Source organism: Sphingomonas sp., from assembly GCF_040398505.1.
Taxonomy (GTDB): Bacteria; Pseudomonadota; Alphaproteobacteria; order Sphingomonadales; family Sphingomonadaceae; genus Sphingomonas.
Map to the genome: position 1 here is coordinate 10,215 of NZ_JBBATX010000002.1, position 13,967 is coordinate 24,181.

The following is a 13,967-nucleotide window of genomic DNA, read 5'->3' on the forward strand; positions in this document are numbered from 1 at the left end:
GAGTTTGCATGATCGACCTTTCGTCCGCTTTGCTCTCGGTTTCGCCGCCCCCGCCAGCGCCGGTCCTGGTCGCCGACGGTGCTGTGGCGTTGCCCGGCAGCTTCGCGCGGACGCTCGGCGCGTTTCTTGATGCCGCGGACGCTGCGCTCGCGCCGCAGATGCCGCTGCCGCTCGTGCCGGCACGGCAAGCCACCGCCGACCCCGGCAAGGATTTGCCGCCGGACACGGCCGATGCTGCCCAAACTCCCGATCCATCGGCTGCGGCCGGGTGGTTCGCGGCCCTCCCCCTTCCCGCTGCGGCAATCGCGCCGCCGCCGATATCGGATCGCGCGGTTAGCGCCACGCCGACCGCGCCGACTGCGCCAATCGCACCGACCGCGCCTCCGGCATCTGGTGATCAGCTCCCCGCCGCCGTGCTGCCGCGCGATCCTGCGCCGACAACCGCCCCAGACGAGCAGACAATACCGACGCCGCCAGTGACCGCAGACATCCCAGCCACGCTGCAAGCGGCGTCGTCACCGGCCCCCGATGGCGGTCCCGACCTGCTCCGGTCAATCGCGCTGATGACGGCAAGGGCGATGATCGAGGTGCCCCGCCCCGCGCCGGAGGCCAGGCCTGCGCAGACCGCCCTGCCACTCGACACGGCTGCGCCAGCGATCGTCGTCAGTGCGCTGCCCCAACCCGCCGGCCAGGTCTTTGCAAGCGCCCGCGCGATCGCCGGATCGTGGCGCGAGCATGCGCAGCGCGGCGACGGCCGCGATCAGCCGGACGTTCCGACCAGCTTTGCGAGCGCCGCCCCGATCGACCTGCGCGAACGCGCGATTGTTCAGGCCGCCGCCGATACCGCGCACACCGCGCTCGATCTGACCGCCGATAGTGGCTTGCAGCGGATGATCGACCGCATCGAAACGCTGCGCGACGCCGCCGATGCCGGCGACACGCGCGTGCGGCTCATCCCCGATGCGCTCGGCAGTATCGACGTTGCGGTCCGGCAGGAGGGCGAGCGCGTGCATGTCCGCTTCACCGCCGAACACGAAGCGACGCGTGCGCTGATCGCCGAGGCGCAACCGCGCCTCACCGAACTCGCGGCTGCCCGTGGGGTACGGATCGGCGATACCAGCGTCTCGACCGGGACCGGGGGCGGCGGCACCGCGCCGCAACCGCGGCCCGTCCCGTCGCGCGCGCCGGCGTCCGCGCGGCCCGACGCCGCAATCGTTTCCACCACCGACCACCGCCTCGCCTGAGCTGAAGGAGTAATACCGTGAGTGACAAAGACCTGATCGAGGAAGCGCCCAAGAAGAAAAAGGGCGGCATGAAAAAAATCCTGCTGATCGTCGTCGGCCTGTTGGTCGTGATCGGCGGCGGCGTTGGCGGCGCGCTCTATGCGATGAATGCCGGGTTGCTCGGCGGGCATGTCGGCGCTGCCGTCGCCGAAGGCCCGCGGCTCGTCCCCAAGGTCGAGCAGAAGCGCGTCGGATCGGGCGAAGGCGAGGGCCACGGCGCCAGCACCACCGGGCACAAGCCGCCGACCGGCGTCGGCGGCGATAAATATGCCTCCAATTATTATGCGATGGACAAGGAGTTCACGTCGAACCTGCAGGACAGCGTTCATTTCGTCCAGATCGGCATCGCCGTCTCGACGCCGTATGACGACACGGTCGTCGAAAACATCAAAACCAATGAGATCGCGGTGCGATCGGCGATCCTGATGGCGCTGGGCGATACCACCGAGGAGCAGGTTTTCACGAGCAATGGCAAGCAGATGCTGCAGCGCCGGATCGCCAAGGCGATCAACGATACGCTGAAGGAAAAGGAAGGTTTCGGGGGCGTTGGTAACGTTTACTTTACCACTTTCGTTGTTCAGTGAGGCATGGTTAACGAAGACCTTCAGCGCGCAAGCGGCCAAACAGCGGACGAGCGGCGGGAACGCCCCCGGCGGCCGGCCGAGCATGTCGCGCTGGGGGTCGCCAATCTCAACCCGTTCGGCGATCTGCACACCGTGCAGCATCTTTCCGCACGCCTGGCACGCGGCGTGCGCGGCGTGTTCGAGCCGCTGCTGCGCAAGGAACTGCGCTGCTGGGCCGAACCGCTGGTCGTCCAGCGCCTGGCCGATTATCGCGCCGAACGCCCCGCCGGGCTGACCGCGTGGCTGCCGCTCGCGATGACGGCGGCGGGCAGCTTGCCGACCGGGCAAACGCTGGCGGTGTTTGACGGGCGTTTCGTGATGGAATTGCTCGATCTGTTCTTCGGCGGGACCGGCCATACGCCGCACGATCTGCCCAGTGAGTTCACCCCGGCTGCCGAGGCGATGGTCGCACAGCTCGGCACGATGCTGGCCGAACCGATGCGTGCCGCGTGGGAGCCGCTCGCCAAGATCAGCTTCGTCCCCGGCCATGTCGAGGGGAACCCGTCGCTGATCGCCGATCTTGATATCGAGGATGCGGTTGTGGTCACGCGCTTCGGGATTGCGGCGGGCACCGCCAAGCCGGTGTTCGTCGATTTGCTCTATCCGGTCGCTGCACTCAAACCGCACGGCCCGTCGCTGACCGGTAAGGTCCAGGGCAAGACCGCCGAACCCGATCCGGCATGGCGCAATGGCCTTACCCGCGCGGTGATGGACGTGCGGTTCGGCGTGCGTTCGGTCCTCGCCGAACCGATGGTCTCGCTCAGCATGCTGATGGCGCTGAAGGCGGGCGACGTGATCCCGATCAGCGTCGGCGGCGATGTGCCGGTGATGGTCGGCGGTGATCGGCTCGGTGCGGGCACGGTCGGCACGTCGAACGGCCGCGCCGCGATCAAACTGACCAGTATTTCTTACCAAACGACGACCGACCTCGGGGGCAATTTCCAATGAACGATATGACGGGTGGGTTTCCGGTCGATGCGAGCCTCGCGGCCAATTTCCGGCTGCTGCAGGATGTCGACGTCAAATTGACGGTCGAGATCGGCTCGACGTCTCTGACGCTTCGCGAATTGCTCGCGCTCGGGGAGACGAGCGTGATCGAGCTCGACCGGCAGTCCAATGAATTGCTCGACGTGCTGGTCAACGGCACCCTGATCGGGCGCGGCGAAGTGGTGATGGTCGGCGAGCGCTTCGGCGTGCGGATGACCGAGCTGGTTTCGCCTGAAAAGCGGGCCTGACGCCGATGATGTGGTCCTATGTCCTCAAGCTCGTCGTGCTGCTGCCGCTTGTCTGCGGCCTGATGATCGGCTGCCTCTATGCCTGGCGCAAGCTTGAATCGCGGTTGCCGGGGCAACCCGCCAACCGCATGCTCAAGGTCAGCGAGACGATGATGATTTCGCCCAGCGTGCGCCTCGCGGTGATCGATTTCGAAGGGCGCAAGCTGCTCGTCTCGGTCAGCCGCACCGGCGTCGCGCTGATCGATCGCGGACGCGACGGCGCGTGAGCATGAAGATCGTCCGCAAGGGCCGTGGCCCAGCGCTGATCCGCCAGCCGGGGAAGCGCACGCCGTTCTGGGCCAAGCTCGCCTTGGTGCTGCTCGGCATCGGCTTCGCGCTGATCGTGGCGCACCCGGCCTTCGCGCAAGCATTGCCGACGCCTGCCCCAACGCCGCCCATGACTCCGGGCGTGGGCGATGCGGCGGACAAGGCGCTCAAGGAACTTGGCGGCGGCAATGCGCCGATGGCCTTGTCGCTGCAGATCCTCATCGTCATGGGGCTGCTGACGATCCTGCCCGGCATCCTGCTGATGATGACCAGCTTCACGCGGATCATCATCGTGCTGGCGATCGTGCGGCAAGCGATGGGGCTGCAACAGACGCCGCCCAACCAGGTGCTGATCGGTCTGTCGCTGTTCCTGTCCTTCTTCGTGATGGCGCCGACGATCACCCAGATCAACACGACGGCGATCCAGCCTTATGCCGAGAGCAAGATCGGCGCGACCGACATGATCAAGCTGGGCGCGGTGCCGCTTCACGCGTTTATGGCGAAGCAGACGCGCAAGAAGGACATCACGATGTTCGCCGGGATCGCCAAGAGCGGGCCGTATCAAAAGGCCGACGATATCCCCTTCTCGGTGCTGCTCCCCGCCTTTGTGACGAGCGAGCTCAAGACCGCCTTCCAGATCGGTTTTCTGGTGTTCCTGCCCTTCATCGTGATCGATCTGGTCGTCGCGACGGTGTTGATGTCGCTCGGCATGATGATGCTGTCGCCGACGATCATTTCGATGCCGTTCAAGCTGTTGCTGTTCGTGCTGGTCGACGGCTGGGCGCTGACGATGGGTTCGCTTGCCAACAGTTTTGTGAGTTAGCGGCGATGGACGTGTCCCGGATCACCCTTCTTTGGGTCATCCCCGCGCAAGCGGGGGCCCAGCACCAGCCGCCCGAGATGGGTCCCCGCTTGTGCGGGGATGACACGGGGAAATTCTGATGGACGCCGACTATTTCCTCACCATCGCCAATCAGACGATGTGGGTGCTGGCGCTCGCCTCGGCCCCGATCCTGATCCCGGCGTTGCTCGCCGGGCTCATCACCGGCATGATCCAGGCGGCGACGTCGATCAACGAACAGACCTTGTCGTTCGTGCCCAAGCTGATCGTTGTCGCGGTTTCGCTGCTGATTTTCGGTGGGCTGATCATTGGGCTGATCAGCGATTTCACGCTGAGCATTTTCGAGCGGATCCCGGATCTGGTTCGCTAAGATGGGCAGTGCGGCTGGCCCTCTCGGCTTCGGCCTGTCGGTCGAGCCCCAATTATGGGCGCTGATTTTCGTGATGGTCCGCGTCGGTGCGGCCTTTATCGCCGCGCCGGTGTTCAGCGCGGTGTCGATCCCGCTGACGGTGCGCGTGACGTTGTCGGGCGCGATCGGCGTGCTGGTGCTCGCCGTCCATCCGGTGACGCCGCCCGAACATGTCTTCGCCTTCAACACCTTCCTCGCGGTCGCGGCCGAGGCACTGGTCGGTTTCGCGATGGGCTTCATCCTGCAAATCGCCTTTGCCGCACCGATGATCGCGAGCGAAGTGATCGGCACGTCGATGGGGATCGGCTTTGCCTCGGCGATCGATCCGCAAAACGGGCGCTCGACCCCGGCGCTCGGACAATTCTTCTCGATGATGCTCACGCTCCTTTTTTTGAGCGTCAACGGCCATCTGATCCTCGTCGAGATGATCGTGAAAAGCTATGACGCGCTGCCGCCGGGTGCCGCCTGGCTGCGGCCACAACAGCTCGAAAACATCGCGTTCTTCGGCGGCTACACCTTCCTCGCCGGGCTGCTGCTTGCGCTGCCGGTCGGATTCCTGCTGCTGTGCCTCAATCTGATCGTGGGGATGATCTCGCGCTCGGCGCCGTCGCTCAATCTGTTCGCGGTGGGCTTGCCCGCCAGCCTCGCGGTCGGCGTCGTCGCGTTGGCGCTCGGCTTTCCGGCGATGGGCGATTATCTGCTCGTCATCATCGATGAGGCGCTCGCCGCCACGCAGAGCCTGGTGCTCGGCTGATGGCGGAGGATTTCGGCGAAAAAACAGAAAGCCCAACCGCCAAGCGCAAACGCGACGCGGCCGAACAAGGCGACATTCTCAAATCGCGCGAATTCGCGACTGCCTTGGTGATCCTCGCCGGCTGCGGCTGGCTCGCTGTGATGGGGCCCTCGCTGGTCGGTGCGTGCAAGGAAGTGATGGCGTCCAGCTTCGCCTTCGATCACCGCGACGTTGAGGATTTCGCGCCGTTCCGCGCGCTGGCGCAAAGCGGGTGGAAGCTGGCGCCGGCCTTGGGATCGTTGCTCGTCGTCACGTTTGTCGCGGCGATCCTCAGCCAGGCCGGGCTTGGCCATCTCGGCTTCAACGGCTCTTTGCTCGCGCCCAAGGCCTCGCGGATCAATCCGGGATCTGGGCTGAAACGCATTTTCGGGCCGCACGGCTGGATCGAACTCGGCAAGTCGCTGCTCATGGTCGTCCTGCTCGGCAGCATCGGCTGGTATATGCTGGGGCAAGTCGCGCACACCACGATCGGCCTTGCCTCGACCAATATCGGCACGGCGGTCGGCGCGCTGGGCGGCACCTTCATGAATGTGCTGTTCACGATGGCGTTCGGGCTGGTGATCATCGCCGGGATCGATGTGCCGATCCAGATCCTGCAATTGCTGCGCAAATTGCGCATGTCGAAACAGGCGACCAAGGACGAGAATAAGGAAACCGAGGGATCGCCCGAGGCCAAGGGCGCGATGCGGCAGCGCCAGCGCGAGATGGCGACGCGCAACATGCGCAAGGCGGTCAGCGAAGCGCATGTCATCCTCACCAACCCGACGCATTTCGCGGTCGCCTTGCGCTATGACCGCGCAACCGATCAGGTGCCGGTGGTGGTCGCCAAGGGGCGCGGCGTGATCGCGCTGGCGATCCGCGAACTGGGTGCCGAAAACCGCGTCCCCGTGCTTGAATACCCTTCGCTGGCGCGCGCGGTCTATTACACCAGCCGCGAGGGGCAGGAGGTGCGCGACGACCTTTACGTCGCGCTCGCGACGATCCTCGCCTTCGTCTTCGGGCTCAACGCCGAAGCAGGCGGTACGCCTGCCACCACGCCGCCCGCCGTGCTGGTGCCGACGACCGCGCGCTTCGACGAAAATGGCGTGAAGGAATCCTAAACATGCACGGGTTTCGGTCGTTCTATCCGTTGAGTTTTGTAACGGGATCACAGTCATGGTGACGACCAGCGCGACGTCGACCACTTTGGGCCAATCGATCCTGACCGCGCAGAATGCCGGATCGGGCGTGGACACCGCGTCGCTCGTCTCATCGCTGGTCCAGGCGCAGTTCGCCGCCAAAAATGCCGCGCTGACCAAACAGGAAAATGCGCTCACCGCGCAGATTTCCTCGGTCGCCAAGGTACAGAGCGGGATTACCGGTTTTGCTTCGGGCTTGAAGAGCCTCGTCAAGGGCGGCAGCCTGGTGACGCAGCCGACCAGTTCGGACGCCGCTGTGCTGACCGCGAGCGCCTTGCCCGGTGCAAAGCTGACGGGCCTGTCCGCCTCGGTCGAGGTTACGCGCCTGGCGAGCCCACAAATCGCGACCAGCGCGACGCCCTTTGCCAGCCGGACGGCGACCGTCGGTACCGGCACGCTGACGCTGACCTTCGGCACCGGCACGGTCAGCAATGGCGCGCTCACCGGTTTCACTGCCGGAACCGCGTCCGCCATCCAAATTCCGATCGACAGCGATCATCAGACGCTGGAAGGCGTCGCCAAGGCAATCAACGCCAAGGCGGCGGGCGTGACCGCGAGCATCGTCACCGATGCCGACGGCACGGCGCGCCTCACGCTGAAGGGCGCGACCGGCAGCGCGCAAGCCTTCACGCTGAGCGGCGACAGCCCCGGCCTCGCGCAATTGAACGTCGGCGTCGGGCAGAGCAGTACGACAATCGGCAGCGCCGCGCTCAATGCGCAATTGAAGCTCGACGGTGTCGCCGTCGAGCGCACCACCAATACCTTGACCGACCTGATCGACGGCGTGAAGCTCAACCTGGCGAGTACCGCAGTCGGCAAGCCGGTGACGCTTGGCAGCAGTACGCCCACCGCCGGACTTTCGCAGGCGGTCACCGATTTCGTCGATACCTATAACCAGCTGCAAGCGGTGCTGAAGAGCGAAACCGATTCGGCCACCGGCCCGTTGCGCAACGATTACAACGCGACCAGCCTGTCGCGCGCGCTGCGCGGGCTGACGCTGACCACGCTGACAACCGGTGCGGCGGCGGGCGCGCCCACCACGCTGTCGGCGATCGGCGTATCGACCAATCGCGACGGCACGCTGAGCGTCGATTCGGCGAAACTCGCGGCAGTGATCGCGAGCAATCCCGATGGCGTCGAGGCGCTGTTCGCCGATGGCACCGGTGCGAGCGGCGGGGGGATCGCGGCGGCGCTCGATGCGATCTCGACCGCGGCGGTCGACAAGGCGGTGACGGTCAATGGCAAGATCGAACGTATCGGCCTGGTCGGCAGTGCTGCGCTCTATACGGCGGCCAAGACGCGCGTGACCGATGCCGAGGCCAAGGTCGCGACCGATACGACGGCGTATCAGGAGCGCCTGACCAAGCAATATGCCGCCTCCGATGCGCGCGTCGCGGCCTATAAAGCGACCCAGACCGCGCTGACGAACCAGATCGCTCAGTGGAACAAGAGCGGCAATTGAGCGCCGCTTATGCCACGGCGTTCGGCCGCAACCCCGAAGCGACCTATCGCCAGATCGAACTCGCGGGTCAGACCGCTGAGGCCGATGGCCCGGCTTTGGTACAATTGCTGTATGACGAGGCAATCCGCGCGTTGCGCGGTGCCGCTTGGGCCGCCGAAAACGGCAATTATGCGATGAAGAGCGACAAGGTCACCCGCGCGACCGCGATCCTTTTCGCGCTCGAGGCGGGGCTCGATTTCGACGCGGGCGGCAGCGTCGCGCCCGCGCTCGCCTCCCTTTATGCCGGGGCGCGCCAGACGGTGGTCCGCGCGAGCATCGGGAGCGACCCGCGCCCGTTTCGCGACGTGGCCGAGACGCTCGATGAGATCGGCCAGGCGTGGCGCACCGTCCGCGCGGGGTAATGCGGTTGCCGCATCGTTAACCAAATCGTGACCCAGCGTGGCTAGGCTTTCCTCCATGATCGATCTCCCTCCTCCCGATCCGACCACAACCCGCCGCGCGATCGGCACGATCCTCGTGATCGATGACAGTCGCTCCAATCTTACCGTCCTCGGACGGCGGCTTGGTCATCTCGGCTATCTCACCGTCCTCAGCGACACCGGTGCGGAGGCGCTAGACCTGATTGCGGCGCGCGGATTCGATCTGGTCTTGCTCGACATGGTGATGCCGCGCCTGTCGGGGATGCAAGTGCTGCGCGAAATCCGTGGCAGCCGCGATACGGCCGACCTGCCCGTCATCATGCTGACTGGACGCAGCGACCCCGCGGCCGCGGTCGAGGCTTTGGAGGCGGGCGCGGACGATCACGTTGCCAAGCCGTTCGATTTCGATGTCCTCGCCGCGCGCATCGCGCGGACCTTGGCGCGCGCGCGCCGTATCGCCGAGCTCAAACGCTCCAATGCCAATCTCGATGCGCGGATCGCCGCGCGCGCGGTCGAACTGGGGGAGACCAAGACGCAATTGGCCGCCACGCGGGCCGACCGGCAGCGGCTCGTCGCGTCGATCCAGGCGCTCAACGATCAGGTCGAGCGGCTGAGCCGATAGTATCGCATCCGACGGATTTCGCGCGCCCCATCCCGTTCGCCCTGAGTTTGTCGATGGGCCTGCCGCCTGTTCGACACCGCTTGTGGCGAACCGGGCTTCGACAGGCCCAGCCCGAACGGGGTTAGGCCAGATCCAAGGCACGCTGCGCGAGCGTCAACCGAACCAGCGCCGCGCGCTGAAATAGCCGATGATTCCCACCGATACCGCGATGCAGATACCGCCGATCACGTCGAACGCCCAGGGTTCCTTCGCGAAGGGCAGGCCTTCGACGTTCATGCCGTACAGCCCGGTCAGGAAGGTGAGCGGCAGGAAGATCAGCGCGACGATCGAGATCAGCAGCGAGCGCGAATCGATCTGTTCGGCGCGCAAATCGGTCAGCGCTTCATGCATCAGCGCCGAACGTTCGCGGATTGCTTCCAGCTCCTCGGCCATGCGCGCGGCGCGGTCGGCGGCGGAATTGAGGTGGAGCCGGTCGTCGTCATGCAGCCAGGCACATGGCAGCGACGCCAGCTTTTCGAGGGCGGCGCGCTGTGGCTGGAGGAAGCGGCGATAGCCGATCGCGGCAACGCGCACCTTGGTTACGCCGCGGCGCAGTTCGAATACCTTGTCGGCGGCGAGTTCGGCCTCGCAATCGTCGAGGCTGTCACCAAGGTTGGCGACCTCGGGGTCGAGTTCTTCGGTGATGGCGCTGGCGAATTCGGCGATCAGATCGCCGGGGTCACGCACCATCCCACCCTCGACCAGTTTCACGACATCGTCGATCGCGGTGACCGAGCGCCGGGCGACCGAAATGACGCGCCCCGCCGTCGCCCAGATCCGCAGCGAGGCGAGCGGGTCGGACATCGTCATTTCTTCATTGGAGCGTCCGCGCAAATTGAGGAACGCGCCGTCGCCCAGCGCATCGCAGCGCGGGCGTGATTCGGTCGTGGTCAGCGCATCGACGACATAGTCAGGCGCCTTGGCGGTTTGCGTGAGCCATTGCTGCGCATGCTCATTATTCGATGTCAGATGGACCCAAATCAAATCGCCCGGCGCGTCAAGCGCGTGCGCGATGTCGCGCCGTTCGGCTTTGCCGTCCGCCACCCGATACGCAAAGCCGTTCATGCCCACTCCATCCAGACCGTCAGCCCCGCTTCGCGGACCGCCGGCGGTGCATCCGCAGCAATCCGTACCGCATCGGCGCGCGCGCGGTCGAGGATCGCCGCGGGGATGCTGGCGAGGTGATAGATGCGGTCGGCGAGCGCGAGCGCGCGCGCCTCGCCGAGCGTCAGATCGTCAGGATCGGCCGAACGCAGCCGCAGCGTGACGAACCGGTCGGAGGGTCGATCGGGGGTTGCCAGCCACCCCCCGACCGCCTCTGGCGTCGCGCGAAGCGGATCGAGCGCACCGCCCTCGGCAAAGGCAGCGCCCAACGCGCGGCGACGGTCGTCGAGCGCGGGATAGGCGAGTCGGATCGCAGCGCGCAGCGCGTGCAACCGCTCGGCCAGCGGCCCGAGCGTGGCGGGCAGCAGCGCCTCCAGCCGTTGTCGCAGCGCCGCTGCGAGTCCCGCCGATGCGCCACCCGTTCCGATCGCGACGATCACCGGGCTGCGGTCGATAATCGCGGGCAGCGTGAAATCGCACTGTTCAGGCCGGTCGACCGCATTGACCAGCACGCCGCGCGCCTTGAGCCGCGCGATCGCCGCCAGCGCTTCGGCGTCATCCTCGATCGCGACGATGGCGAGCGCCGCCGCTGCCTCCTCGCCGACGATCGACGCCCCGGCGCGTTCGAGCAAGCGCCGTTTGGCCGCCGCCGGTTCGCCCTCGCCGAGCAGGATCACCGCGCGCCCCGCCATGCGCACGAACAGTGGCAGGCTGTGGAGCGCAGCGTGGGGCAGGCTCACGCCTTGAGCCACTCGGGGATGCGTTCAGCGGCAAGGATTGTCTCGGGCAGAATGCGGTCGGCGACCACGGCGAAACGGTCGCCATCGACCAGGACTTCGGGCACCAAAGCGCGGCTGTTATAGGTCGAGGCCATCGTCGCGCCGTAAGCGCCGGCGGTGCGGAAAACGGCAAGGTCGCCGCGCGCCACGGCATCCATGTCGCGGCCCATCGCAAAGGTGTCGCCGCTTTCGCACACGGGTCCGGCGATGTTGGCGGTCATCCGCGCGCCCGTCGGGCGCACCGCCGCGAAATCGTGCCACGCATCGTAGAGCGCGGGGCGCGCGAGATCGTTCATCGCAGCATCGACGATGACATAGGGGTTGGTAACCCCGGGCTTGACCCAGATCACCTTGGTCAGCAGCACCCCGGCATTGCCCGCAATCACGCGGCCGGGTTCGAACATCAAGCGCACGCCCCATTCGCGCGTGACACGCGCGACCATCGCGCCGAGTTCGGCCGGACTGGGGAAGACCTCGCCCGCGCGGTACGGCACGCCGAGGCCACCGCCGAGATCGACGCGATCGACCGGCAGCCCCAGGCCGCGAATCTCCGCGACCAGTTCGCCCACGCGCGTATAGGCCGCTTCGAGCGGGGCGAGGTCGCTCAGCTGGCTACCGATATGGATCGCGACGCCGCGCATCGCCAGGCCGGGGAGCGCGGCGAGCCGTGCGAAAATTGCCGGGGCATGATCGATCGGAACACCGAATTTGTTCTCACGCTTGCCGGTCGAGATTTTGGCGTGCGTGCCGGCATCGACATCAGGGTTCACGCGCAGCACGGCATTGGCAACCATGCCCTTCGCGGCGGCGAGTCCCGCCAGCACGACGCCTTCTTCCTCAAGCTCAAGGTTGAACTGCCCGAGTCCGACATCGAGCGCGGTCGTCAATTCGATGTCGGTCTTGCCGACGCCCGAAAACACCACATCCGCCGCCGGGATCCCCGCCGCCAGCGCGCGCGCGAGCTCACCCCCCGATACGACGTCCGCGCCATAGCCGGCCTTGGCAAGGAGGCGGAGCACCGCGAGATTGGGGTTGGCCTTGATTGCATAAGCGAGATGCACGTCGCCCGCCGCGGCCAGCCCGTCGCGAAAGGCGCGGGCATGGCGTTCGAACATCGCGGTCGAATAGATATAGACCGGAGTCCCGACTTGCTCGGCAATCACCGACAGCGGCACGCCTTCGCAGTGCATCACGCCGTCGATCAGCGAGAAGTGGTCCATGATGTCAGCCTAAAAATCGGATGGGAAGGTCAATTGGGCGGCGGCAGGTTGAACTCGTCACCGCGCCGCTCTTGCGACGATTGAAGCAATTCGTCGCTGCGGGCGGGGCGGGCCTGACCGCTCGGTTTGAGCAGGTCCGCCGGGGTCGGCGTGGCCTTCGCGCCATAGGGTGCGACCGGCAACGATTCGCCCTTGGCCGGTTTCAAATTTTTCGCGGCGCCACAGCTGGCGAGCAGCAGGAACGATCCCACCAGGAGCACAGGCCGCATCATTCTTCTCCTCCGCGTGCAGCGGCGATGGCCGCGCGCACCCGCACCGGTGCCGTGCCGCCGAAGCTCGTGCGGCTGGCGACCGAGGCATCGACCGACAGCACGCCGTAAACCCGCGCGTCGATTCGCGGATCGATCGCCTGCAAATCGGCGAGCGGCACCGCATCGAGCGGTACGCCCAGCGCCTCGGCGCAGGCAACCGCGCGCCCGGTCATATGATGCGCCTCGCGGAACGGCACGCCCGCTTCGCGCACCAGCCAGTCGGCAAGATCGGTCGCGGTGGCGAACCCGGCCTCGGCGAGGCCGCGCATCCGATCGGTGCGGAAGGTCGCGCTTTCGACCATCCCGGTCATCGCTGCGATGCTCAGGCCAAGCAGATCGTGCGCTTCGAACACCGGCGGCTTGTCGTCCTGCATGTCCTTGGAATACGCGAGCGGCAGGCCCTTCATCGTCACCATCAACGCGGTCATGCAGCCGAGGATGCGGCCGGCATGGCCGCGCACCAGCTCGGCGGCATCGGGATTGCGCTTCTGCGGCATGATCGAGCTGCCGGTCGACCATTGGTCGGAGAGCGCCACGAAGCCGAACGGCTGCGATGCCCACAGCACGAATTCCTCGGCCAGGCGGCTGAGATGCAGCGAACATTGCGTCGCGGCGGTCAGATACTCGATCGCGAAATCGCGGTCGGACACGCCGTCGAGCGAATTGCGCGTCGGCCCGTCAAAGCCGAGGGCCGTGGCGGTCATGTCCCGATTGATCGGGAAGCCCGTGCCAGCGAGCGCGGCGGAACCGAGCGGGCACAGGTTCATCCGCGCCCGCGCATCGGCGAAGCGGCTGCGATCCCGCGCTATCATTTCGTGATACGCCATCAAATGATGGCCGAGCGTGACCGGCTGCGCGCTTTGCAAATGCGTAAAGCCGGGCATCACACTGTCGGCATGTTCCTCGGCGCGGTTCAGCAGCGCCGCCTGGAAAGCTGCAAGCGCCGCATCGACCTCGTCGATTGCATCGCGCACCCACAGCTTGAAATCGGTTGCGACCTGATCATTACGCGAGCGCGCGGTGTGCAGCCGCCCGGCGACCGGGCCGATCGCCTCGGCCAGCCGCGCTTCGGACTGCATATGAATGTCTTCGAGCGCCATGTCCTCGGCCACGCCATGCGCTGCATAGTGCGCGGCAACGGTGTCGAGCCCGGCCGAAATCGTCGCGGCGTCCTGCGGAGAGACGATCCCGGTCGCGCCGAGCATCGCGACATGCGCCTTCGATCCGGCGATGTCCTGCCGCCAGAGACGCTTGTCGAACGGGATCGAGGCATTTATCGCACGCATCACCGCCGCCGGCCCTTCGGCGAAGCGGCCACCCCACATCGCATTGGATGCGCCCGT

Annotated in this window: 17 protein-coding genes; 12 read left to right on the top strand and 5 right to left on the bottom strand. The window is 66.3% G+C overall.

Features of this window, described 5'->3' with window-relative positions; all coding sequences use genetic code 11:
- From ABWP09_RS00490 to ABWP09_RS00545, 12 genes are all read left to right on the top strand, one after another.
- On the top strand, nucleotides 1–1,244 hold a 1,244-nt coding region (locus tag ABWP09_RS00490), incomplete at its 5' end, for a flagellar hook-length control protein FliK (protein ID WP_353203207.1).
- Between the two features lie 17 nt (nucleotides 1,245–1,261).
- Nucleotides 1,262–1,867: a flagellar basal body-associated FliL family protein gene (locus tag ABWP09_RS00495; protein ID WP_353203208.1), complete on the top strand. Its 606-nt coding sequence runs from the start codon at nucleotides 1,262–1,264 to the stop codon at nucleotides 1,865–1,867.
- Nucleotides 1,868–1,870: 3 nt separating this feature from the next.
- The gene (locus tag ABWP09_RS00500; protein ID WP_353203209.1) at nucleotides 1,871–2,854 is read left to right on the top strand and encodes a flagellar motor switch protein FliM; all 984 of its coding nucleotides are present in this window, start codon (nucleotides 1,871–1,873) and stop codon (nucleotides 2,852–2,854) included.
- The gene (gene fliN, locus ABWP09_RS00505) at nucleotides 2,851–3,141 is read left to right on the top strand and encodes a flagellar motor switch protein FliN (RefSeq protein WP_353203210.1); all 291 of its coding nucleotides are present in this window, start codon (nucleotides 2,851–2,853) and stop codon (nucleotides 3,139–3,141) included. Before ABWP09_RS00500 ends, fliN begins: the two co-directional genes overlap by 4 nt.
- Nucleotides 3,142–3,146: 5 nt before the next feature.
- The gene (locus tag ABWP09_RS00510; protein ID WP_353203211.1) at nucleotides 3,147–3,407 is read left to right on the top strand and encodes a flagellar biosynthetic protein FliO; all 261 of its coding nucleotides are present in this window, start codon (nucleotides 3,147–3,149) and stop codon (nucleotides 3,405–3,407) included.
- Nucleotides 3,404–4,270 (top strand): flagellar type III secretion system pore protein FliP, encoded by an 867-nt coding sequence (gene fliP, locus ABWP09_RS00515; protein WP_353203212.1) that lies wholly within the window; start codon nucleotides 3,404–3,406, stop codon nucleotides 4,268–4,270. Before ABWP09_RS00510 ends, fliP begins: the two co-directional genes overlap by 4 nt.
- A gap of 118 nt (nucleotides 4,271–4,388) precedes the next feature.
- Entirely contained in the window at nucleotides 4,389–4,658 is a 270-nt protein-coding gene (gene fliQ / locus ABWP09_RS00520; RefSeq protein WP_353203213.1) for a flagellar biosynthesis protein FliQ, read from the top strand.
- Nucleotide 4,659: 1 nt separating this feature from the next.
- Nucleotides 4,660–5,451, top strand: coding sequence for a flagellar biosynthetic protein FliR (fliR, locus tag ABWP09_RS00525; RefSeq protein WP_353203214.1), 792 nt, complete (start codon nucleotides 4,660–4,662; stop codon nucleotides 5,449–5,451).
- Nucleotides 5,451–6,590, top strand: a complete 1,140-nt coding sequence (flhB, locus tag ABWP09_RS00530; protein WP_353203215.1) for a flagellar type III secretion system protein FlhB — start codon at nucleotides 5,451–5,453, stop codon at nucleotides 6,588–6,590. The genes fliR and flhB overlap by 1 nt, the downstream gene beginning before the upstream one ends.
- Nucleotides 6,591–6,645: 55 nt before the next feature.
- A complete protein-coding gene (fliD, locus tag ABWP09_RS00535; RefSeq protein WP_353203216.1) occupies nucleotides 6,646–8,130 on the top strand; it encodes a flagellar filament capping protein FliD in 1,485 nt (494 codons plus the stop codon).
- Nucleotides 8,127–8,531: a flagellar export chaperone FliS gene (locus ABWP09_RS00540; RefSeq protein WP_353203217.1), complete on the top strand. Its 405-nt coding sequence runs from the start codon at nucleotides 8,127–8,129 to the stop codon at nucleotides 8,529–8,531. Before fliD ends, ABWP09_RS00540 begins: the two co-directional genes overlap by 4 nt.
- 55 nt (nucleotides 8,532–8,586) lie before the next feature.
- Nucleotides 8,587–9,171, top strand: coding sequence for a response regulator transcription factor (locus tag ABWP09_RS00545; RefSeq protein WP_353203218.1), 585 nt, complete (start codon nucleotides 8,587–8,589; stop codon nucleotides 9,169–9,171).
- Between the two features lie 153 nt (nucleotides 9,172–9,324).
- Here ABWP09_RS00545 and ABWP09_RS00550 read toward each other — a convergent pair whose 3' ends face one another.
- From ABWP09_RS00550 to argH, 5 genes are read right to left on the bottom strand one after another with little or no spacing between them, the layout of a single operon-like run.
- Nucleotides 9,325–10,275 (bottom strand): zinc transporter ZntB, encoded by a 951-nt coding sequence (locus ABWP09_RS00550; RefSeq protein ID WP_353203219.1) that lies wholly within the window; start codon nucleotides 10,273–10,275, stop codon nucleotides 9,325–9,327.
- Nucleotides 10,272–11,006 carry a precorrin-2 dehydrogenase/sirohydrochlorin ferrochelatase family protein gene (locus tag ABWP09_RS00555; protein ID WP_353203266.1) on the bottom strand — a complete coding sequence of 245 codons (735 nt, stop codon included), beginning with the start codon at nucleotides 11,004–11,006 and terminating at the stop codon, nucleotides 10,272–10,274. Before ABWP09_RS00555 ends, ABWP09_RS00550 begins: the two co-directional genes overlap by 4 nt.
- Before the next feature lie 44 nt (nucleotides 11,007–11,050).
- Nucleotides 11,051–12,313 carry a diaminopimelate decarboxylase gene (gene lysA / locus ABWP09_RS00560; protein WP_353203220.1) on the bottom strand — a complete coding sequence of 421 codons (1,263 nt, stop codon included), beginning with the start codon at nucleotides 12,311–12,313 and terminating at the stop codon, nucleotides 11,051–11,053.
- A 29-nt stretch (nucleotides 12,314–12,342) separates the two neighbouring features.
- Nucleotides 12,343–12,585 (bottom strand): hypothetical protein, encoded by a 243-nt coding sequence (locus tag ABWP09_RS00565; RefSeq protein ID WP_502959734.1) that lies wholly within the window; start codon nucleotides 12,583–12,585, stop codon nucleotides 12,343–12,345.
- Nucleotides 12,582–13,949 (bottom strand): argininosuccinate lyase, encoded by a 1,368-nt coding sequence (gene argH, locus ABWP09_RS00570; RefSeq protein ID WP_353203222.1) that lies wholly within the window; start codon nucleotides 13,947–13,949, stop codon nucleotides 12,582–12,584. Before argH ends, ABWP09_RS00565 begins: the two co-directional genes overlap by 4 nt.
- Nucleotides 13,950–13,967: the final 18 nt, after the last annotated feature.

Bases quoted from the DNA above. Each gene is read 5' to 3' on its own strand.
- ABWP09_RS00500 (WP_353203209.1), top strand. From the start codon at position 1,871: ATGGTTAACGAAGACCTTCAGCGCGCAAGCGGCCAAACAGCGGACGAG.
- fliN (WP_353203210.1), top strand. From the start codon at position 2,851: ATGAACGATATGACGGGTGGGTTTCCGGTCGATGCGAGCCTCGCGGCC.
- ABWP09_RS00510 (WP_353203211.1), top strand. From the start codon at position 3,147: ATGATGTGGTCCTATGTCCTCAAGCTCGTCGTGCTGCTGCCGCTTGTC.
- fliQ (WP_353203213.1), top strand. From the start codon at position 4,389: ATGGACGCCGACTATTTCCTCACCATCGCCAATCAGACGATGTGGGTG.
- fliR (WP_353203214.1), top strand. From the start codon at position 4,660: ATGGGCAGTGCGGCTGGCCCTCTCGGCTTCGGCCTGTCGGTCGAGCCC.
- flhB (WP_353203215.1), top strand. From the start codon at position 5,451: ATGGCGGAGGATTTCGGCGAAAAAACAGAAAGCCCAACCGCCAAGCGC.
- fliD (WP_353203216.1), top strand. From the start codon at position 6,646: ATGGTGACGACCAGCGCGACGTCGACCACTTTGGGCCAATCGATCCTG.
- ABWP09_RS00545 (WP_353203218.1), top strand. From the start codon at position 8,587: ATGATCGATCTCCCTCCTCCCGATCCGACCACAACCCGCCGCGCGATC.
- ABWP09_RS00550 (WP_353203219.1), bottom strand. From the start codon at position 10,275: ATGAACGGCTTTGCGTATCGGGTGGCGGACGGCAAAGCCGAACGGCGC.
- ABWP09_RS00555 (WP_353203266.1), bottom strand. From the start codon at position 11,006: ATGGCGGGGCGCGCGGTGATCCTGCTCGGCGAGGGCGAACCGGCGGCG.
- lysA (WP_353203220.1), bottom strand. From the start codon at position 12,313: ATGGACCACTTCTCGCTGATCGACGGCGTGATGCACTGCGAAGGCGTG.
- ABWP09_RS00565 (WP_502959734.1), bottom strand. From the start codon at position 12,585: ATGATGCGGCCTGTGCTCCTGGTGGGATCGTTCCTGCTGCTCGCCAGC.
- argH (WP_353203222.1), bottom strand. From the start codon at position 13,949: ATGTGGGGTGGCCGCTTCGCCGAAGGGCCGGCGGCGGTGATGCGTGCG.